The organism is Alkalilimnicola ehrlichii MLHE-1, from assembly GCF_000014785.1.
Lineage (GTDB): Bacteria > Pseudomonadota > Gammaproteobacteria > Nitrococcales > Halorhodospiraceae > Alkalilimnicola > Alkalilimnicola ehrlichii.
Genome location: NC_008340.1, coordinates 2,999,786 through 3,019,351, shown reverse-complemented (window position 1 = coordinate 3,019,351; position 19,566 = coordinate 2,999,786). Strand labels below are relative to the sequence as shown.

Annotated in this window: 17 protein-coding genes; 9 read left to right on the top strand and 8 right to left on the bottom strand. The window is 70.6% G+C overall.

Features of this window, described 5'->3' with window-relative positions:
* Positions 1–12: 12 nt before the first annotated feature.
* Positions 13–624 (bottom strand): ankyrin repeat domain-containing protein, encoded by a 612-nt coding sequence (locus MLG_RS13475; RefSeq protein WP_198003230.1) that lies wholly within the window; start codon positions 622–624, stop codon positions 13–15.
* Positions 625–786: 162 nt separating this feature from the next.
* Positions 787–2,565 carry an aspartate--tRNA ligase gene (aspS, locus tag MLG_RS13470; protein WP_011630398.1) on the bottom strand — a complete coding sequence of 593 codons (1,779 nt, stop codon included), beginning with the start codon at positions 2,563–2,565 and terminating at the stop codon, positions 787–789.
* Between the two features lie 397 nt (positions 2,566–2,962).
* Between aspS and radC the strand changes: the two genes are divergently transcribed.
* Positions 2,963–3,637: a RadC family protein gene (gene radC / locus MLG_RS13465; RefSeq protein ID WP_011630397.1), complete on the top strand. Its 675-nt coding sequence runs from the start codon at positions 2,963–2,965 to the stop codon at positions 3,635–3,637.
* Positions 3,638–3,680: 43 nt separating this feature from the next.
* The gene (locus MLG_RS13460) at positions 3,681–3,902 is read left to right on the top strand and encodes a hypothetical protein (RefSeq protein WP_011630396.1); all 222 of its coding nucleotides are present in this window, start codon (positions 3,681–3,683) and stop codon (positions 3,900–3,902) included.
* A 103-nt stretch (positions 3,903–4,005) separates the two neighbouring features.
* Here the strand turns inward: MLG_RS13460 and rpoH are convergent, their stop codons facing one another.
* The 4 genes from rpoH to ftsY form a co-directional block, all read right to left on the bottom strand.
* On the bottom strand, positions 4,006–4,863 hold the full coding sequence (gene rpoH / locus MLG_RS13455; RefSeq protein WP_011630395.1) for an RNA polymerase sigma factor RpoH: 858 nt from the start codon (positions 4,861–4,863) through the stop codon (positions 4,006–4,008).
* A 204-nt stretch (positions 4,864–5,067) separates the two neighbouring features.
* Positions 5,068–6,015: a permease-like cell division protein FtsX gene (ftsX, locus tag MLG_RS13450; RefSeq protein ID WP_011630394.1), complete on the bottom strand. Its 948-nt coding sequence runs from the start codon at positions 6,013–6,015 to the stop codon at positions 5,068–5,070.
* Positions 6,015–6,689 (bottom strand): cell division ATP-binding protein FtsE, encoded by a 675-nt coding sequence (gene ftsE / locus MLG_RS13445; RefSeq protein WP_011630393.1) that lies wholly within the window; start codon positions 6,687–6,689, stop codon positions 6,015–6,017. The genes ftsX and ftsE overlap by 1 nt, the downstream gene beginning before the upstream one ends.
* Positions 6,686–7,855, bottom strand: a complete 1,170-nt coding sequence (ftsY, locus tag MLG_RS13440; protein WP_011630392.1) for a signal recognition particle-docking protein FtsY — start codon at positions 7,853–7,855, stop codon at positions 6,686–6,688. The genes ftsE and ftsY overlap by 4 nt, the downstream gene beginning before the upstream one ends.
* Positions 7,856–8,044: 189 nt before the next feature.
* On the opposite strand from ftsY, the gene MLG_RS13435 reads away from it, so the two are divergent.
* Genes MLG_RS13435 through ggt form a run of 5 tightly spaced genes read left to right on the top strand, consistent with a single transcriptional unit; the run spans position 8,045 to position 13,672 of the window.
* A complete protein-coding gene (locus MLG_RS13435; protein WP_011630391.1) occupies positions 8,045–9,427 on the top strand; it encodes a M16 family metallopeptidase in 1,383 nt (460 codons plus the stop codon).
* The gene (locus MLG_RS13430; RefSeq protein ID WP_011630390.1) at positions 9,424–10,869 is read left to right on the top strand and encodes a M16 family metallopeptidase; all 1,446 of its coding nucleotides are present in this window, start codon (positions 9,424–9,426) and stop codon (positions 10,867–10,869) included. The genes MLG_RS13435 and MLG_RS13430 overlap by 4 nt, the downstream gene beginning before the upstream one ends.
* Positions 10,866–11,444 (top strand): 16S rRNA (guanine(966)-N(2))-methyltransferase RsmD, encoded by a 579-nt coding sequence (gene rsmD / locus MLG_RS13425; RefSeq protein WP_011630389.1) that lies wholly within the window; start codon positions 10,866–10,868, stop codon positions 11,442–11,444. Before MLG_RS13430 ends, rsmD begins: the two co-directional genes overlap by 4 nt.
* Positions 11,445–11,483: 39 nt before the next feature.
* Complete coding sequence (gene coaD, locus MLG_RS13420; RefSeq protein ID WP_011630388.1) at positions 11,484–12,008, top strand: pantetheine-phosphate adenylyltransferase; 525 nt, start codon at positions 11,484–11,486, stop codon at positions 12,006–12,008.
* A gap of 2 nt (positions 12,009–12,010) precedes the next feature.
* Positions 12,011–13,672 (top strand): gamma-glutamyltransferase, encoded by a 1,662-nt coding sequence (gene ggt / locus MLG_RS13415; protein ID WP_011630387.1) that lies wholly within the window; start codon positions 12,011–12,013, stop codon positions 13,670–13,672.
* Between the two features lie 9 nt (positions 13,673–13,681).
* On the opposite strand, the gene MLG_RS13410 is transcribed toward ggt, so the two are convergent.
* Positions 13,682–14,875, bottom strand: a complete 1,194-nt coding sequence (locus MLG_RS13410; RefSeq protein WP_011630386.1) for a GGDEF domain-containing protein — start codon at positions 14,873–14,875, stop codon at positions 13,682–13,684.
* Between the two features lie 165 nt (positions 14,876–15,040).
* Between MLG_RS13410 and MLG_RS14965 the strand changes: the two genes are divergently transcribed.
* Entirely contained in the window at positions 15,041–16,720 is a 1,680-nt protein-coding gene (locus MLG_RS14965) for a GGDEF domain-containing protein (protein ID WP_011630385.1), read from the top strand.
* On the opposite strand, the gene MLG_RS13400 is transcribed toward MLG_RS14965, so the two are convergent.
* Positions 16,661–17,728, bottom strand: a complete 1,068-nt coding sequence (locus MLG_RS13400) for an SO_0444 family Cu/Zn efflux transporter (protein WP_011630384.1) — start codon at positions 17,726–17,728, stop codon at positions 16,661–16,663. The genes MLG_RS14965 and MLG_RS13400 overlap by 60 nt on opposite strands.
* Before the next feature lie 170 nt (positions 17,729–17,898).
* Here MLG_RS13400 and MLG_RS13395 point away from each other — a divergent pair, with 170 nt between their 5' ends.
* Positions 17,899–19,560 carry an AMP-binding protein gene (locus MLG_RS13395; protein ID WP_011630383.1) on the top strand — a complete coding sequence of 554 codons (1,662 nt, stop codon included), beginning with the start codon at positions 17,899–17,901 and terminating at the stop codon, positions 19,558–19,560.
* Positions 19,561–19,566: the final 6 nt, after the last annotated feature.

The following is a 19,566-nucleotide window of genomic DNA, read 5'->3' as shown; positions in this document are numbered from 1 at the left end:
GCTGCGAAGCGCTTACTCGGTTTCGCCGTCGCCGGCGGCGCGCGCCAGCCGTTCGGCCAACCCCCGGTGGCCGTGGTGATCGGCCCACTCCGCCGGTGTCCGCGGTGTTTGCCCCCGGTGATCCGGGTCCGCGCCGGCCGCCAGCAACCTCTCCGCAATGGCCTCATGCCCGGTCTGGGCCGCATGGATCAGGGCGGTGCCTCCGGTGGAGGTCTCGATCGCCGCCGGGTCGGCGCCGGCCGCCAGTAGTTGCTCCACCACCGCCAGGTGCCCCCGGCGCACGGCCACCATCAGCGGGGTGAAGCCTGCCTCATCGGCGGCATTGATCCCGGCCCCCGCCTCCAGCAGCTGCCCCACCACAGCGGTGTTGCCCGACTGCGCACCCCGCATCAGCGGCGTGTAGCCGCAGGGCTCCCGCGCCCGCGGGTCGGCGCCCCGGCGCAGCTGCCGGGCCACCGCCTCCGCGTCCCCCGCCATGGCCGCGACCATCAGGGCGGTACGGCCGTGCTCATCGCGGGCGTCCACCCCCTCCGGGAGCAGTCGCGGGACGGCGACAATCAGGACCAGGACCAGGGCCAGAACGAGGAAGGGGTGATTGGCAAGCAGGCGGGCGGCAGGGTTCATGGCGGCCCCCAGGTGGCTGCGGGAGGGGGCAGCATAAATATGCATTGTAGCGAATGCAAAGACCTGTGCGGATCCGCCGCGCCCCTGCCAGCCGCCCGGCATGCAAAGGCCCGGCGCCGCGCGGGCAACCGGGCCGTCGGAAAGGCCGCTTGGCGGGGTGGCTCAGGCCTGCGGCTTGGTGATCCGCAGCGCCAGTTCCTGCAGTTGGGCGATGTCCACCTCGGCCGGTGCGTCGGTGAGCAGGCAGGCGGCGGTCTGGGTCTTGGGGAAGGCCATGACCTCGCGGATGGAGCTGGCGCCGGTCATCAGCATCACCAGGCGGTCCAGGCCGAAGGCGATGCCGCCGTGGGGCGGTGCGCCGTACTCCAGCGCGTCCAGCAGGAAGCCGAACTTGGCCCGCGCCTCGTCCTCGTCGATGCCGAGCAGACGGAAGACCGCCTGCTGCATGTCCTGACGATGGATACGCACCGAGCCCCCGCCCAGTTCGGTGCCGTTGAGCACCATGTCGTAGGCCCGGCTGACCAACTGCTCCGGGTCCTTGTCGGCGAGCTCGGCCGGGTCGTCGACGTTGGGGGCGGTGAAGGGGTGGTGCAGGGCGTACAGCCGGCCATCCTTCTCGTCGTACTCGAACATGGGGAAGTCCACCACCCACAGCGGGCGCCACTCGTCCTCCACCATCGCCAGGTCGTGGCCCAGCTTGACCCGCAGGGCGCCGAGGGCGTCATTCACCACCTTGGCCTTGTCGGCGCCGAAGAAGATCAGGTCGCCCGCCCGGGCCTCGGTGCGGCGCAGGATGCCGTCCACCGCCTCGTCGGTGAGGAATTTGAGGATCGGCGACTGCAGCCCCTCGCGGCCCTGGGCCGGGTCGTTGACCTTGATGTAGGCCAGGCCCTTGGCGCCGTAGCGGCCGACGAATTGGGTATAGTCATCGATCTGCTTGCGGGTGAGGCCGGCGCCCCCGGGGACGTGCAGGGCGGCGACGCGACCACGCGGATCGGCTGCCGGACCGGCGAAGACCTTGAACTCGACCCCGCCCATCAGGTCGGCCACCTCCACCAGCTCCAGCGGGATACGCAGGTCCGGCTTGTCGGAGCCGAAGCGGGCCATGGCCTCGGCGTAGCCCATGCGCGGGAAGGGGTCGGGCAGGTCCACCTGCAGGACGTCGGCAAACAGCCGCCGCATCATGCGCTCGGTCAGGTGCATGATGCCCTCTTCGTCCATGAAGCTGGTCTCGATGTCGAGCTGGGTGAACTCCGGCTGGCGGTCGGCGCGCAGGTCCTCGTCCCGGAAGCAGCGCACGATCTGGTAGTAGCGGTCCATGCCCGCCATCATCAGCAGTTGCTTGAACAGCTGCGGCGACTGGGGCAGGGCGAAGAAGCTGCCCGGGTGGGTGCGGCTGGGCACCAGGTAGTCGCGGGCGCCCTCGGGGGTGGCGCGGGTGAGCATGGGGGTTTCGATGTCCAGGAAGCCGTGCTCGTCCAGGAAGCGGCGCAGGTTGCTGGTGATTCGGGCCCGGGCGCGCAGCCGCTGTAGCATCTCGGGCCGGCGCAGGTCCACGTAGCGGTAGCGCAGGCGCACGTCCTCGCCGGCCTGCTCGTGCTCATCCAGCTGGAAGGGCGGGGTCTTGGCCGGGTTGAGCAGGTCCAGCTCCAGGCCCAGCACCTCCACCTGACCGGTGGGCAGATCTGGGTTCTCAGTGCCCGCCGGGCGCCGCCGTACCCGGCCCCGGACCTTCAGCACGAACTCGCTGCGTACCCGCTCGGCCAGGGCAAAGGTCTCGGGGCGGTCCGGGTCAAACACCACCTGCACCAGGCCCTCGCGGTCGCGCAGGTCGATGAAGATGACGCCGCCGTGGTCGCGCCGCCGGTGGGCCCAGCCGCAAAGGGTGACTTCCTGATCGAGATCGGTCTCGCTGACGTGTCCGCAGTAGTGGGTACGCATGATTGGGTGTTGGAACCGTTGTGCTGTGGTGTACGGGTGGGCGGCCGCGGGCGCTGGGGCCGGGCCGGCTCAGACGCGCAATGGTAAGATGCCCCCTCGCCCGGCGCAAGGAGACGCTGGGTTTAGGGTGCCTGTGGCGGTGGGGTCCTGGCGGGGCCGTGCCTGGGGTGGACCCTCCGATGGCGCACCCCTTCGGGGTGCCCTGCGCTACTCGGGAAAAATCGGCGCGCGTGAACTCGCTTCGCTCGAACAGGCACGCGCTTTTCCCGATTTTTCCCTGCGTTGCTCGGTGCGCCAAAGTCGGGTCCACCCCAGGCACGGCCCCGCCAGGACCCCACCGCCACAGGCCGCCGGGCGCGCACGGCGGCCGGGTCAGAAACCAAGGAGAGGTAACGGAATGGCGATCACGGATTGGCCGGCCGGCGAGCGGCCGCGGGAGAAGCTGCTGGAGCGGGGCGCGGGGGCGCTGTCGGATGCCGAGCTACTGGCGATCTTTCTACGCACCGGGCGGCAGGGGCTGTCGGCGGTGGATCTGGCGCGCGAGTTGCTGGAGGCCTTCGGCGGGCTGCGGCCGCTGCTGGAGGCGGACCTGGACAGGTTCTGCGACCACCTGGGGCTGGGGCCGGCGAAATTCACCCAGCTACAGGCCGTGCTGGAGATGGCCCGCCGCCACCTGCACGCGGGGCTGGAGCGGGGCGAGGCCCTGACCAGCCCCGAGCAGGTGGCGCGCTATCTCACCGCCCGGCTGCGCCACCAGTCGCGGGAGATATTCGCCTGCCTGTTCCTGGACAACCGCCACCGGGTGGTGCGCTACGAGGAGCTGTTCCAGGGCACCATCGACGCCGCCAGCGTCTACCCGCGCGAGGTGGTGCAGCGGGCGCTGGCGCACAACGCCGCGGCGGTGATCCTGGCCCACAACCACCCGTCCGGGGTGGCGGAGCCCAGTGTTGCTGACCAGGCGCTGACCCGTCGGTTGCAGGAGGCGCTGGGGCTGGTGGACATCCGGGTATTGGACCATTTCGTGGTGGGTGACGGCCGGCCGGTTTCCTTCGCCGAGCGCGGCCTAATGTGAGCAACAACCGACAGGCCGGGCTGCGGGCCCGCCGGGGGTGGGTATGAGGACGATGACCGACGCCGAGGGGCGGGAGTGGGACATCACCGTGGGGCGCCAGTCCTACGGGCTGGCACTGGCGCTCTTTCTGCCCCGCGACGGAGGGCAGGCCCTGCAGGCGGCGCTGCCGGTGGACAACTGGGTGGAGGCCGAGCGGTACCTGGCCGGCCTGGATGAGGCCGGGCTCGGCGCCTTGCTGGAGGCGGCGGAGCCCCACGGGCTCTGAGCGGAACGCTGGCCCCGGGGCGCCGCCCGGCAGAAACCCGGCCCTGCCCGGGGGCGGGCGTCCGGCCGGGCGGCGTGTGACTGCGGGGATGTTCGGGATGGGGTCAGGCCAGGGCGGTCTTGAGCCGGCCCATGGCGTTTTTCTCCAACTGCCGGATACGCTCTGCCGAGACCTGGTAGTGCTCGGCCAGCTCCTTCAGCGTCGCCTTGCGCTCCGACAGCCAGCGCCGGGCCAGGATGTCCTGGCTCCGCTCGTCCAGTCCTGCCAGGGCCTGGTGCAGGTTCTGATCGCGGTGCTGCTCCCAGTCCGCCTCCTCGACGGCGGTGGCCGGGTCGTAGCGCTTGTCCTCCAGGTAGGCGACCGGGGCATGAATGCCCTCGTCGTCCTGGCCCGGGGTCGGGTCGAAGGTGGTGTCGTTGCCGGTCATGCGCGCTTCCATCTCGCGCACCGTCTCGGGTTTGACCCCCAGGTCCCTGGCCATGGCGTCCACCTCCTCGCTGGTGAGCCAACCCAGGTGCTTGCGGCCGCTGCGCAGGTTGAAGAATAGCTTGCGCTGGGCCTTGGTGGTGGCCACCTTGACGATGCGCCAGTTGCGCAGCACGTACTCGTGGATCTCGGCGCGGATCCAGTGCACCGCGAAGGAGACCAGGCGCACCCCCTGGGCGGGATCGAAGCGCTTGACGGCCTTCATCAGCCCCACGTTGCCCTCCTGGATGATGTCGCCCAGCGGCAGGCCATAGCCGCGGTAGCTGCGCGCGATGTGGACCACGAAGCGCAGGTGGGACAGGACCAGTGCGCGGGCCGCGTCCAGGTCGCCCTGCAGGCGGTAGCGCTCGGCGAGCTCGTGCTCCTCCTCGGCGCTGAGCACGGGGATCTGGTTGACCGCATGGATATACGCCTCCTCGCTCCCGACGGGAGTGGGGAGGTTGCCGTGTTTCAGCGGTACCAGTGCAGTGGTCATGCTGTTCGTCCTCTCCATCAGTGATGGCATTTTTCTTGCTAAGCCTTATTTTAGGAGATCACTGACATGAGGGAAAGTTCAGTGATGGCCGAGCCGTTGCGCCGTGTGGGCGGGGCGGGCAGGCTGCCCCATGAATAATCCATTCCGGCTGGGATCGCAAGGCCTGGATTGCCGGGCTTGGGCGGGCCGGGGTGTGGTGGGCGCCTACCGGGGTTCGATGGCGGACAGGTGGCGGCCGACCGCCAGCCAGGCCCCGAGCCAGCCCAGCAGCATGCCGGTGCCCAGGATCTGGAGGGCGCCGGTGAAGCCCGGGCCGCTTAGCCGGAAGCCACTGCTGTAGAGACTGGCCAGCCCGGAGACGGTATCGCCGAGCCACAGCCGGGCGATCTCCAGCAGCAGCCAGGCCAGCACCCCGCCCAACAGACCGTACCACAGGCCTTCGTAGAGAAAGGGGCGGCGGACAAAGCCATTGGTGGCGCCGATGAGTTTGGTGATCACGATCTCCTCGCGCCGGTTGCTGATGGCCAGGCGGATGGTGTTGCCCACCACCAGCAGCACCGCCGCCCCCAGCAGCAACCCCACCACCCAGACGGCGCGCTCCACCAGCTCGACAATGGCGTGCAGCCGTTGCAGCCACTCCTGGTCCAGTTGCACCTGCTCCACGCCGCTACGCTCCGCGAGCTCATCCGCCAGTGCCGCCACCGCGGCGGCGGGCAGATCGCGCCGCGGGGCGAGCACCAGGGTGGCCGGCAGCGGGTTGTCGTCCAGCAGGTCCAGGGCGTCGTCCATACCGGAGAGCTGGCGGAACGCCTCCAGCGCCTCGTCCGGGGTGTAGGTCTGCACGCCGGATAAGCGGTCATCGGCGCTCAGCTCATCGGCCAGTTCCCCCAGCCGGGCTTCATCGGCATTCAACGCCAGGTAGACGGAGATGCGGGTGCCGCCGTCCCAGTCGGTGGTGAGGGTCTGCAGGTTTTGCAGCGCCAGCAGAAAGCCGGCGGGCAGGGCCAGGGCGATGCCCAGCACCGCCGCCGTCATGCCGCTTTGCAGCGGCCGGCTCCAGAGACGCCCCAGGGCGCTGACCAGGGCCTGGGCGTGCTGGGCGAAATAGACGCGCAGGCGCTCGCGCCAGGCGCGGGGACCGCGGCGGGGCATCAGGCGGCGGCTCCCTGCCAGTCGTCGATCAGGCGGCCGTGCTCCAGGGTGATGACCCGCTGGCGCAGCCGGGCGATCAGGTCCAGGTCGTGACTGGCGATGACCACGGTGATGCCCACCCGGCGGAACTCCAGAAAGAGCTGCATGATCTCCTCGGACAGCGCCGGGTCCAGGTTGCCGGTGGGCTCGTCGGCCAGCAGCACCGGCGGGCGCGAGACCACGGCGCGGGCGATGCCTACCCGCTGTTGCTCGCCGCCGGAGAGGGTGATCGGGTAGGCCTTCTCCTTGCTAAGCAGGCCGACCTTGCCCAGGGCCGCGCGCACCCGCCGGCCCACCTCCCGGTGGGGGGTGCCGCGGATGATCAGCGGCAGGGCGACGTTTTCATAGACCGTACGGTCGAACAGGAGCCGGTGGTCCTGGAAGATCATGCCGATACGGCGGCGCAGCTGGGGGATCTGTCCCTTGCGCAGGCGCGAGAGGTTGATGCCGCCCACCACCACCTGGCCCTGACTGGGGCGTTCCAGCAGCGGGATCAGGCGCAGCAGGGTGCTCTTGCCGGCGCCGGAGTGGCCGGTGACGAACACCATCTCGCCCTGGCCGATCTCCAGTTGCAGGTTGCGCAGGGCCTCGAACCCCCCGCGATAGCGCTTGCTGACGCCCTCGAAGCGGATCATCCGGTGGCCTGGCCCTGGTCGTCACGTTGTAACAGGGCCTCGACGAAGTCCGCGGCCACGAAGGGACGCAGGTCCTCCGCCGACTCGCCGACGCCGATGAAGCGGATGGGGAGCCTGAGCTGCTCGGCGATGGCGAAGATCACCCCGCCGCGGGCGGTGCCGTCCAGCTTGGTGATCACTACCCCGTCCAGGCCGATGGCCTGGTGGAACTCCCGCGCCTGGGCCAGCGCGTTCTGGCCGTTGCCGGCGTCCAGCACCAGCAGGGTCTCATGGGGGGCGGTAGGGTCCTGCTTGCCGAGCACGCGCTTGATCTTGCGCAGCTCCTCCATCAGGTTGCTCTGAGTATGCAGCCGGCCGGCGGTGTCGGCGATGAGCACATCAGAGCCGCGCGCCTTAGCCGCCTGCCAGCCGTCGAAGACCACCGAGGCCGCGTCGGCGCCGGTGTGCTGGGCGATCACCGGGGTGTTGTTGCGCTCGCCCCAGGCCTGGAGCTGCTCCACCGCCGCCGCCCGGAAGGTGTCGCCGGCGGCCAGCATCACGCGCTTGCCCTGGTCGCCGAAGCGGCGGGCCAGTTTGCCGATGGTGGTGGTCTTGCCGGCGCCGTTGATGCCCACCATCAGGATGACAAAGGGTTTCGGCTCGTTGGGCAGCTCCAGCGGCGCCTCGCAGGGGCTGAGGATGGCCGTCATGTCCTCCTTGAGCGCCTGGAACAGGGCGTCGGTGTCCTTGAGTTCGGCGCGGCGCAGCCGGGCGGTGAGCCCGTCGATGATGCGCTGAGTGGCCTCGACCCCGACATCTGCCAGCAGCAGTTGGGTCTCGAGCTCCTCCAGCAGGTCGTCGTCGATGGTCTTGCTGCCCAGGAACAGGCTGGCAATGCCCTCGGTGAGCCCGCTTCGGGTGCGCGACAGCCCGGCGCGCAGGCGGGCGAACAGGCCCTGTTTGCGCGGTTCATCCGGTACCTCGGCCGGCTCAGCGCTGACAGGGGCTGCTTCCGCCTCGGTTTCCGTCGCCGCCTCGGTTTCCGTCTCCGGCTCGGGCTCTGCCTCCGGCTCGGGTTCCGCCTCGGGCCCGGGGGTCGTCTCCGCCTTGGCGGCCTCCTCGGCGGCGCGGCGGGCTTCCTCTTCGGCCTGTCGGCGCTGCTTTTTCTTACGTCCGAAACCCCACATGGTTTCGATGGTCCTCAATAGTTGGGAGCATGAAGGTTGGCTATGGCCGAAGCAGCGCACGGTCGCCCCCACAGGGTGTGGTGTGGGCGGGTCGTCCGGCCCGGCGTGGCTGTCCGGTATCCTATCATTCCCCCGTGGCGGTGTGAGACTGTCGCGGTGCATGGCGGTAACACGGGGAGGAACTGCCTGATGAGAGCCCGAATTCTGATGGCCACCGGCCTGGCCCTCGGCCTGGCCTGGCTGGTCCCGCCGGCGGTGGCCGGCACGCCCGCGGTCCACGAGTACACGCTGGACAACGGCATGACGGTGGTGGTGCGCGAGGACCACCGGGCGCCGGTGGTGGTGAGCATGGTCTGGTTTGCCGTCGGCTCCAGCTACGAACAGCGGCCGCTGACCGGCATCTCCCACGTGGTCGAGCACATGATGTTCAAAGGCACGGAGACCCGCCCGACCGGCGAGTTTTCCCGTCTTATCGCCGAGCGTGGGGGGCGCCAGAACGCCTTCACCGGCCGGGATTTTACCGGCTACCACCAGCAGCTGGCGGTGGAGCACCTGCCTTTGGCCTTCGAGTTGGAGGCCGACCGCATGCAGAACCTGGTCTTCGATCAGGGTGAGTACGAGCGTGAGATGGAGGTGGTGCGCGAAGAGCGCCGTCAACGGGTGGAGGACAACCCCACCGCCAAGTTCATGGAGCGCTTCCGGGCCGTGGCCTGGAGCGCCAGTCCCTACGGCCAGCCGGTGATCGGCTGGATGGAGGACCTGGACCGGTTGCGCCTGTCCGAGGTGGAGGACTGGTACCGGCGCTGGCACGGCCCGGAGAGCGCCACCCTGGTGGTCGTCGGCGCCGTGGACCCGGATGCGGTTTTTGCCCTGGCCGAGGAGCATTTTGGTCCAGTCCCGGCCCGCGAGCGGCCCGAACCCATCCCCGGCGGCGATATCCCCGACCCGGGTGAGCGCGCCGTGACCGTGCGTATCCCGGCGGAACTCCCCTACCTGGCCATGGGCTGGCGGGTGCCCACCCTGGGCAGTATCGACCGGGAAGACGAGGAGGCCCTGCGTGAGGTCTACGCCCTGGCGCTGCTTCGCGCCGTGCTCTCCGGCGGCCAGGCGGCCATCCTGCCCGAGCGCCTGGAGCGGCAGCAGGGCGTGGCCGTGGGCGCCGGGGCCAGCTATTCCGCCACCGCGCGCCTCCAGGATCTGTTCCTGCTTGCCGGCCGCCCCGCACCCGGCGCCGGACTGGACGAGCTGGAGGCCGCCCTGCGCGAGGAAGTGCAGCGGTTGCAGGAGGAGCCGCTGGACGAGGAGCGGTTGGTCCGCGCCCGCCGCCAGTACGTGGCGGATGAACTCTTCAGTCAGGACTCCATGCGGGCGCAGGCGATGCGTCTGGGGGCGCTGGAGAGCACCGGGATCGGCTGGGAGGCCGGTGAGCGCTTCCTGGAGGGGGTGCAGACCGTGACCGCTGAGGACATCCAGCGCGTCGCCCGGCGCTACCTGGTGGATGATCAGCTCACGGTGGGTCGCCTGGTGCCCGCCGACCGCGAGGCGTCCACTGACGCCGGGGAGGAGCAATGAGCCTGTACCGATCACTAAGACACCTGCTGAGCGTTGCCCTGGCCGTGCTGCTGGTGGTCGCCCTGCCGGCATCGGCCGATGAGGGGGAGTTCGCAATCCCCGAGATCGAGCACTGGGAGACCGAGGTCGGGGTTCCGGTCTACTTCGTGCGCAGCGCCGCGCTGCCCATCATCGATGTGGCGGTCACCTTCGACGCCGGCAGCGCCCGGGAGTGTGACCAGGCGGGGCTGGCACGGGTCACCGCCAACCTGCTCGATCAGGGGGCGGCCGGCCTGGATGCCGGTGAGATTGCCCGGCGGCTGGAAGACCAGGGGGCGCGTCTGTCGGTGAACGCGGGTCGGGAGCAGGCAGTGGTCAGCCTGCGCAGCCTGGCGGAAGAGGAGGCGCTGGAGGCGGCCCTGGCCGTGCTGGACGACGTACTGGCCGCGCCCGACTTTCCCGAAGACGCCCTGGCGCGGGAGCGCCAGCGCCGTCTGGTCGCCCTGCGCGGCGAGCGTCAGTCCGCCAGCGCGATGGCGTGGCGGACGCTGTTCGAGACCCTCTACCCGGGCCACCCCTACGCCCGCGCACCCTCCGGTACCGAGGAGGGTATCCGGGCCATTGCCCGCGCCGACGTGCAGGCCTTCCACGCCGATCATTACACCACCGGCAATGCCCAGATCGCCCTGGTGGGCGATCTCACCCGAGAGCAGGCCGAGGCCTTGGCCGAGCGCCTGTCCCGTGCCCTGCCGGTGGGTGATCCCGCACCGCCCCTCCCCGCCGTGCCGCGGGTACCGGCACGCACGGTGGAGGTGGCGTTCCCCGGGACCCAAACCCGCATCCTGATGGGGCACCCGGCCATCGCCCGGGGTGATGAGGACCTGCTGGCGCTCTCGGTGGCCGATCACATCCTCGGCGGTTCCGGGCTGGTCTCCCGCATCTTCCAGGCCATGCGTGAGGAGCGCGGGCTCTCTTACAGCAGCCACAGCGGCCTGGCGCCGATGCGTAAGGCCGGCCCGGTGGTACTCGGCAGCCAGGTGCGGGCCGATCGGACCGGGGAGGCGTTGGAGGTGCTCGACGAGGAGCTGCGTGCCTATCTGGCGGACGGGCCCGACGACGAGGAGATGGACCGGGCCCTGCGCTACCTGGCGGGCAGCTTCCCGCTGGAGCTGGAGAGCAACCGCCAGCTGCTCTCCGCCATCGCCGATATCGGCTTCTATGGCCTGCCTCTGGATCAGCTCGAGAGCTACCTTTTGCGCCTGGAGGCCCTGGACCGCGAGCGCGTCCACCGGGTCCTCCGTGAGCGGATCGACCCGGACCGCATGGTGACCGTGCTGGTGGGGCCGCCGGAGGAGGAGGTGGATGACGAGGCGCTGGAGGAGCCGCCACCCGGTGAGCCTGGCGCCCCCTATGAGCGTGACCACGTCGGTCCGGGCGGCGGTGCCGGGGAGGCGGCCCCTTGAGCGGGCACCTTCGGATCATCGGCGGCGCCTGGCGGGGGCGCCGGCTGGCGGTGCCCCGCGGCCCGGATCTGCGACCCACCGGCGATCGTATCCGCGAGACGCTGTTCAACTGGGTGCAGGCGCGGATCCCCGGTGCCCGTTGTCTCGACCTCTTTGCCGGTAGCGGTGTCCTGGGCCTGGAGGCCCTTTCCCGGGGGGCGGCCGAGGTGGTCTTCGTGGAACGCAATGCGCGGGTAGCGGCGGCGTTGCGCGCGCAGTTGCAGGTCCTGGACGCGGCGGAGCGTGGCCGCGTGGTCCCGACCGATGCATTGCGTTTTCTCGCCGGACCGGTACAAAGTATGGATATCGTCTTTCTGGATCCGCCCTTTCGCGCCAGCCTGGGGGAGGCCGCCATGCAGCTTATCGCCGAGCGGCAATGGCTGGTGCCGGGCGGGCGGCTCTATCTGGAGAGCGATGCCCACCAGCCTCCGCCGGCGCTGCCGGCGGGCTGGTCGGTCCAGCGCGAGAAGCGGGCCGGCGGGGTGCGTTACGCCCTGATCAGCCCGGAAGAGCCTGGACGCCAAAAATCAGAATAAACCAGGGGTTTATAACGCCCGCAACGAAGAGGAGGGACGATGGCCATAGTCGCCGTCTACCCGGGTACTTTCGACCCTCTGACCAACGGCCATGCCGATCTGGTGCAGCGCAGCTGCCGGCTGTTCGATCGGCTCATCGTTGCCGTGGCCGCCTATCCCAGCCCGAGCAAACGCCCGGCCTTCACCCTGGACGAGCGCCTGGCGCTGGCGAGGGAAGTGCTCAAGGACATGCCGGGGGTCGAGGTGGAGGCCTTCGACACCTTGTTGGTGGACTTCGTGCGTGCGCGAGGGGCCACGGTGATCCTGCGTGGACTGCGGGCGGTCTCCGATTTCGAGCACGAGTTCCAGTTGGCCAGCATGAACCGGCAGCTCATCGAGGAGGTGGAGACCGTCTTCCTGACCCCCGCCGAGCAGCACGCCTACATCTCGTCCTCGCTGGTGCGGGAGGTCGCGGCCCTGGGTGGGGATGTCACCCGTTTCGTGCCGCCCGTTGTCGCCCGGGCCCTGGCCCGACGCTACAGCGGGCCGAACCGTGACGGCGATGGCGATGGCCAGGGCGGTTGAGCATGCGCCGGGTGGCCCTGGTTGTCGGCCTGCTCCTTTGCTGGGCCGGCGAGGCACTGGCGACGCCGCCGCCGGCCGTTGCCTCGGCCCATCCGCGTGCCAGTGCGGCCGCCATGGAGGTGATGGCCCAGGGGGGTAACGCCTTCGACGCGGCCGTGACCCTGACCGCCACCCTGGCGGTGGTGGAGCCCTATGGCTCCGGGATCGGTGGCGGTGGCTTCTGGTTACTGCACCGGGCCGCGGACGGCCATGAGGTGATGCTTGACGGGCGCGAGACCGCACCCGGTGCGGCCTACCCGGACATGTATCTGGATGACAGCGGGGAACTGGACCGCGAGCGTTCCCTGCAGGGCGGGTTGGCGGCCGCCATCCCCGGCACCCCGGCAGCGATGGTCCACCTGGCCCGGGAGTACGGGGCGCTGCCGCTCGCGGAGAGCCTGGCACCTGCCATCCGGCTGGCCCGTCAGGGCTTTCAGGTGGACAGCCAGTATCGGCGCATGGCCCTGTTCCGGGTGCGGGCGCTGAATGCCGACCCGGAGGCCCGGCGGATCTTCCTTCGTGACCGCATACCGCCGCCCCAGGGCAGCCTGCTGCGTCAGCCGGATCTGGCCGATTCTCTTGAGCGCATCGCCGAGCACGGTTTGGCCGGCTTCTACGAGGGGCCGGTGGCCGAGGCCCTGGTGGCCGGGGTGCGGGCCACCGGCGGGATCTGGACCCTGGATGACCTGGCCGGGTACCGCGTGGTGGAACGCGAGCCGGTGCGCGGGCGGATGGGGGATCTGCGGATCACTGCCGCGGCACCGCCGTCGGCCGGGGGGGTGGGGCTGGTCGGGTTCCTGCAGATGCTGGCCGACGACGACTGGCAAGCCCTGTCCAGGGCGGATCGGGTCCACCTGACCAGCGAGGCCATGCGGCGGGTCTATCGTGACCGGGCGGCCTGGCTGGGCGACCCGGATTTCACCGAGATCCCCATGGATCGCCTGCTCAGCGCGGAGTATGCCCGCGCGCTGCGAGCGGAGATCGACATGGCGCAGGCCACCCCCAGCACCGAGCTGCCGGTGCCGGTGGCCGGCGGTGAGGGGCGGCAGACCACGCATTTCTCCGTGGTGGATGGCCAGGGCAATCGGGTGGCGGCCACCCTCTCCATCAACTACCCCTTCGGCGCCACCACCGTGCCGCCCGGGACCGGGGTACTGCTGAACAACGAGATGGATGACTTCGCCACGGCGCTGGGGGAGGGAAACGTCTACGGCCTGCTGGGCACCGAGCCCAACCGCATCGAGCCGGGCAAGCGCCCGCTCTCCAGCATGACGCCCGCCTTTCTGGAGGATGAGTGCCGCACGCTCATCTACGGCACGCCCGGCGGCAGCCGGATCGTCACCATGGTGATGCTGGGTGCCCTGGGGTTTCTCGAGGCCACCCCCCTGGACGAGCTGGTTGCCGCCCCCCGATACCACCACCAGTACCTGCCGGACGAGATCCAGCACGAGCCGGGGGCCTTCTCCCGGTCCACCCGGGCGGACCTTCAGGGCCGAGGCCATCGCCTGCGCAACGTCAACCGCCGCTACGGCGACATGCAGGCGCTGCTCTGGGACCACTGCGAGGGCCGTCTGCACGCGGCCTCGGACCCGCGCGGGATCGGTGCCGCCCGGGTGGCGGAGTGATTCCGGCCCTCAGGGTGTGGGCTCCAGGCCGGCCACGATGCGGTCGCCGCCGGCCCGCTTGGCCGCGTACATGTGCCGATCCGCCGTCTCCACCAGGCTGTCGACGTCGCTGACCCCGGGGGTCAGGGTGTCGGCCAGTCCGAAGCTGGCGGTGAGTGGCCTGCCGTCGGGGCGCAGGCCCAGCCCGTTGGACTGCAGACGGGCCAGGGCCCGACAGGCATCGCTCCGCGTGGCGCCCGGCAGCAGCAGGACGAACTCCTCTCCGCCCCAGCGGATCAACGTGTCGGTATCCCGAAGCTGCTCGCGGATGGCGTTTGCGGCCTGGTAGAGCACCACATCGCCGATATCGTGGCCGAAGCGGTCGTTGATCGACTTGAACCGGTCCAGGTCCATGAACACAACGGTGACCGGCTCACCGGTCCGCCGCGCCATGCTGAAGTGCAGCCGCACCAGCTCCTCGCCGCTGGCGCGGTTGAGACAGCCGGTGAGGGCGTCATGGGAGGAGCGGCGCACCAGCTCGGCCATGAAGTGCAGCTGGCTCATACCGGCCAGCGCCGCCACCACCGCGATCAGCACCAGCAGCCAGGTGGCACCCAGCTGGTTGCTCCACCCCATCAGGTCCTGGCCCAGCAGACCGGTGAGTGCCTGGGCGGCGACCACGGGGAGGGCGAAGACCGCCGCCTCCAGCGCCGTCAGCGGGAAGACCGCCAGCCCCGAGAGCATCACGAAGGGGAGGTAGGCATAGCCGGCCGCCATCGCCGCGGACACCCCCTCCATGTCCGTGCCCGCCAGCAGTGAGTGGCTGTAGAGGAAAAACAGCGTGGGGATCAGGAACATCAACCCCAATGCGACCCAGGCATGCCAGACCCGATCCGAGTCCGCATACATCAACGCCAGGCTGAAGAAGGCAGTGCTGGTGAGCAGCCGGGCGATGCCCAGCGGCAGGGCGATCTCCGGGGGGAAGACGGCGAGGTCCACGGCGATCCAGAGCGGGGTGAGGATGGCGAAGACAAAGGCAACGATCCGGACCCGGGAGATCAACAGGCGGGCCCGCTGTCGGCGCAGGATCAGGCCGTGATGCCGGGGTGAGAGTATGCCCTCCGGGTCGCCGCCGCTGAGCTCGAGCATGATCTGCCGGGACCGCGCGAGCACGCGGTCACGCAGGCGGATCAGCTGTCGTGTGGTGCTCGGGCATGGCTTCATCAGATCGGGCGGCGGCCTGTTCGGGTCGGCGGCGGGCTGGTGAACCCGCCACCACTTCATTATGGTGACTGTGCCGCGAGTATACCGCTCGTGCGTTAAAACTGCGATCCGTGAAGGGTATTTCGGGGCCGCGTCGGTTCGGGCCCCGCCTGAGAGGAGTCGAGTATGCCGGTGGACGGGAGCCAGGACTGGCGCCAACGCTATCTGGAGTGTATCGCCGAGATGGACCGGCGCGAGTCCGCCTGGGTCCGGCTGGAGGAGCGCCTGCGCCTTGCCCTGAGGGAGGTGGCGTTGTGTGGTGTCGGTCGCGATCCGCAGCTGGACCGGGCCCTGGACCGGTTGCGCGCGGCGATGCGCAGCCCCCACGGCCGCGCCGAACTGACCGAACAGAGCGCTGTGATCCGTCAGCGTGCCCAGGGACTGGAGCGCGACGGCCGGCTGCAGCCGCTGCGCGGCCACCTGCTGCGCCTGCTTGACCGGGTGCAGGGACGCGCCGGCGTGCGCCGGGCCCGGCAGCTTCGGGCGCGCCTGGAGACGGTGACGGAGCTGGAGGCCCTCGAGCTGGCCCCGGAGGTGGTCGAGCTCTGTATCCCCGCGCCGCAAGCGATCCAGCCGGCAGCCCCGCTGCCGCGGGAGGGGGTGTTCCGCCGTTTGCTCGGTGGCGCCGGGCGGGGTGCTCCGTCGGCCGGCCCCGGTGACCCGGCGCCCACCGCCGGCCCGACCAAGCCAGCCAGCGTTCGCCGGCTGCGGCGCAGCCTGGCGGGGCTATTGCGGTCCGTGCTGGGGCCGGGAGACGACGAGGACGACGGTCTTGGCCAGCGGGTCGATGCCCTGAACGCCGAGGGGCTGGACGGCCTTGCGGATATCCTCGACAGCCTGGCGGGACTCGCCGCCGAGGTGCGCGCTCGCCTGGAGGCGGAGCGGGATGGCCTGAAGCGCTTTATGGCCGCGTTGGAGACCCGGTTGGGCGAGATGGAGGAGCTGATGGCCAGCGCTGAGCGGGTCGAGCGGGATCACAGCCGGGCGCAGGTGGACGAGCGGCGGTGGATGCACGACGAGCTGGCCGGGTTGGATGCGGATCTGGCCCGGTACGGCGATCTCCAGGCCCTCAAGGCCGCCGTCAGCCGGCATGTGGACAAGCTGGGTGAACAGCTGGCCGCCCGGCGCCGCGCCGAGGCGCAGCGTGCGGCGGCCCTGGAGGCGCAACTGCGCAGCCTGCGCGAGCGCATGAAGATCATGGAGGGCGAGGCGCGGCAATTGCGCGAGCGCCTGGCCGACGCCCGCGCCTCCTCCCGTGAGGACCGCCTGACGGGCGTGCCCAACCGACGGGCCTGGGAGGAGCGGCTGGACTACGAATTCGCCCGCTGGCAGCGCCACCGGCGCCCGCTCGCCCTGGTGTTTTTCGACGTGGACCATTTCAAGCTGATCAACGACCGGCTCGGCCATGCCGCCGGCGACCAGGCGCTGGCCCAGATCGCAGGGCGGATTCACAGGCGGCTGCGGCGGTCCGATTTCCTGGCCCGCTACGGCGGCGAGGAGTTCGTCGCCCTGCTGCCGGAGACCACCTCGGAGGAGGCCGCACAGGTTGCCGATGCGGTATTGCAGGGACTGCGGGAGGACGGCTTCGAGTACGACGGGGTCGACTATTCCGTGACCGCCTCGGCGGGTGTCGCCGGTTTCACCGCCGATGACGGTCCGGCGGCAGTGCTCAAACGCGCCGACCAGGCCCTGTACCTTGCCAAGAGCGGGGGGCGCGACCGGGTCTGCGTTGCCCCCCCGGAAGGGTCAATCGAGGGCGAGGCCGGGCAGCCGCCGGCGCAGGGGGCGGATGCCCAGGGTCACTAGCACGATCAGCGCCAGCCATTTCAGCCCGTCGGGCATCCATTCCACGGCCGCGGTGGACTGCGCGGCCACGTCCACCTCCAGCGCCGCCACCACGCCATCCACCAGCAGCCCGGCCGATACGGCGCAGAGCAGGATGCTGGCCAGGTAGATCGAGACCACGGTCATGCCCATCTCCCGGCGCAGCACGGCCAGGGTGGCGAGGCTGGTGATCGGGCCGGCGAGCAACAGCACCAAGGCGGTGCCGGGCGAGACCCCGGCCAGGATCAGTCCGGCGGCCACAGGGGTCACTGCGGTGGCGCACAGGTACAGCGGGATACCGGCCGCTGCCAGCGCCAGCATGGCAGGCAGACCGCTGCCCCATTCAGCCAGGGCACCGGCAGGGATCCAGGTGATCAACATGCCGGCCAGCAGCAGCCCGCCCAGCAGCCAGAGGCCGATATCATCCAGCAGGTCGGTTACCGCATAGCGCAGCCCCCTGGCCAGGCGCCCGCCGAAGGAGGGCGTTCCCGCCGCCGCCTCAGCTCCGGCCCCGCCGGCGCAACTCTCGCCGCAGCAGCTACCGCATTCCGCCGCGTCCTTCACGGCCTGTCCGCCCTGCCGCGGCAGGGGCAAGCGACCCACGGCCAGGCCGGTGGCGATGGCGGTGCTCACCGCCCCGAGGGGGCGGACCACGGCCATAAAGGGGCCCAGCAGCGCCCAGGTGAGGATCACGGAGTCCACCCCCACGCCGGGGGTGCCGATCAGGAAGGCCGTGGAGGCCCCGCGGGAGGCCCCGCCGCGGTGCAGGGCCACCGCCGTCGGGATCGCGCCGCAGGAGCACAGCGGTAGTGGGGCCCCCACCAGCGCCGCCCGGGTGATGGGGGCGATGCCGCTGCCGCCCAGCCAGGTCTGGAGTTGGTCCTCCGGTATCAGGGCGCGCACCGCGCCGGCCACCAGCAGCCCCAGCAGCAGCCAGGGGGCGGCGGCCAGCGTGATGGCGAGGGTGTTCTGCAACAGGGTGTCGATCATGGCGGCTCCGGGGCCCGGGGCGGTGACGCAACACGTGCGCCGTACCGTATATATTACCGGAGTGGCCGTGGCGAGAGCCATCGTCGGGTACGGGGCGGCTGTGACCTGGCCGGCTTGCTGGTAGGCTTGGATGATGCATCGACGCTGGATGGTAAGGAGCGTGCGCACAGGTGGCTACTGAGGATGGATTCTCCTGGGCCGAGATCAGGCGACACTGGCTGAAGGGGCTGCCGGACGGTCGGCTGAACATGGCCTACGAGGCTTTGGACCGGCACGTGGAGGCGGGCGGTGGCGATCACGAGGCGCTGGTCTGGCGGGGGCTGGATAACGAGCGCCGGGCCTCCAGCTACGCGGAACTGCTGGAGGCCTCGGCCCGCTTTGCCGGCGCCCTCCGGGCCCGGGGTGTGGGCCTGGGTGAGCGGGTCTGTACCCTGGCACCCAGGCGGCCCGAGCCTTTTATCGCCGGCCTTGGCGCCCTGCGCCAGGGCGCCGTCTTTGCGCCCTTGTTCCCCGTCTACGGCCCTCAGCCGGTGCGCCAGCGGCTGACAGTGAGCGAGGCCCGGGTGCTGGTGACGACCGAACAGCTCTACCGGGAGACCATTTGGCCCATCCGGGCCCAGCTCCCGGCGCTGCAGGATGTGATCCTGCTCGACGGCGAGGCCCCTGACGCAGAGCGCTGGGACTGGTTCATTGGCCAGGCCGAGCCGGTGCCACCAGTCTCCACGGGGCCGGAGTACCCCGCCCTGCTGCACTTCACCAGTGGCACGCTGGGCCCGCCCAAATGCGTGCTGCACGCCCACCGGGCCGCCGCCGCCCATGTCGCCTCCGGGCGGCTGGTGCTGGAGCTGTCGCCGGGCAGTCGCCACTGGTGTACGGCGGACCTCGGCTGGGTCACCGGGGTCTCCTACGCCATGCTGGTGCCGCTGCTCTGCGGTGCCACCACCCTGATCGACGAACCCCCCTTCGAGGCGCAGCGCTGGTACGGGTTGCTGGAGCAGGAGCGCATCCAGTCCTGGGTGACCTCCCCGACCGCCCTGCGACTGCTCCGTCGGGCCGGCACCGAGATCGCCGACGGGGTGGATCTCTCCGCCCTGCAGCGGTTGTTCAGCACCGGTGAACCGCTGGACGCCCCGCTCACCCATTGGTCGCAGGCGACCTTCGGTACCCCCGCGCGCAATGGCTGGTGGCAGTCGGAGACCGGGGTGATCATGATCGCCCAGTACGGGGATGAGCCGGTGGCCCCGGGACGCATGGGGCGGGCGGTGCCCGGTATCGAGGTGGCTCTGGTCCGCCATGGCGACGATGGCGTGACCCGGGTGCCGCGTGGGGAGGTGGGGGAGATTGCCGTGCGCAGCGGCTGGCCGTCGCAGTTTCTGGCCTATCTGGGCGACACCGAGCGGTACCGGCAGGCCTTCTTGGACGGCTGGTACCTGTCCGGTGACTTGGCGAAGCGGCTGCCGGACGGTGAGCTGCAGTTCCTCGGCCGCTCCGACGACGTGATCAAGACGCGCGGCTACATGGTGGGTCCGGCCGAGGTGGAGGCGGTGCTCAACCGGCACCCGGCGGTGGCGGAAAGCGCCGTGGCCGGGGTGCCCCATCGCCTGACCCATACCGTCGTGGCGGCCTGGGTGGTGCCGAACGCCCGGCCGGAGGACCCGGAACGGCTGCGCCGCGAATTGCTCGTCTACGCCCGCCGCGCCCTGGGGCCGGCGGTGACGCCGCGCCGCATCACCCTGGTGGACGAGTTGCCCCGCACCCCCGGCGGCAAGGTGCTGCGCCGGGCGTTGGCCGAGGGCGGTGACGCCCCCGGTGCCGGCGAGGACGAAAGCTGACTGCGG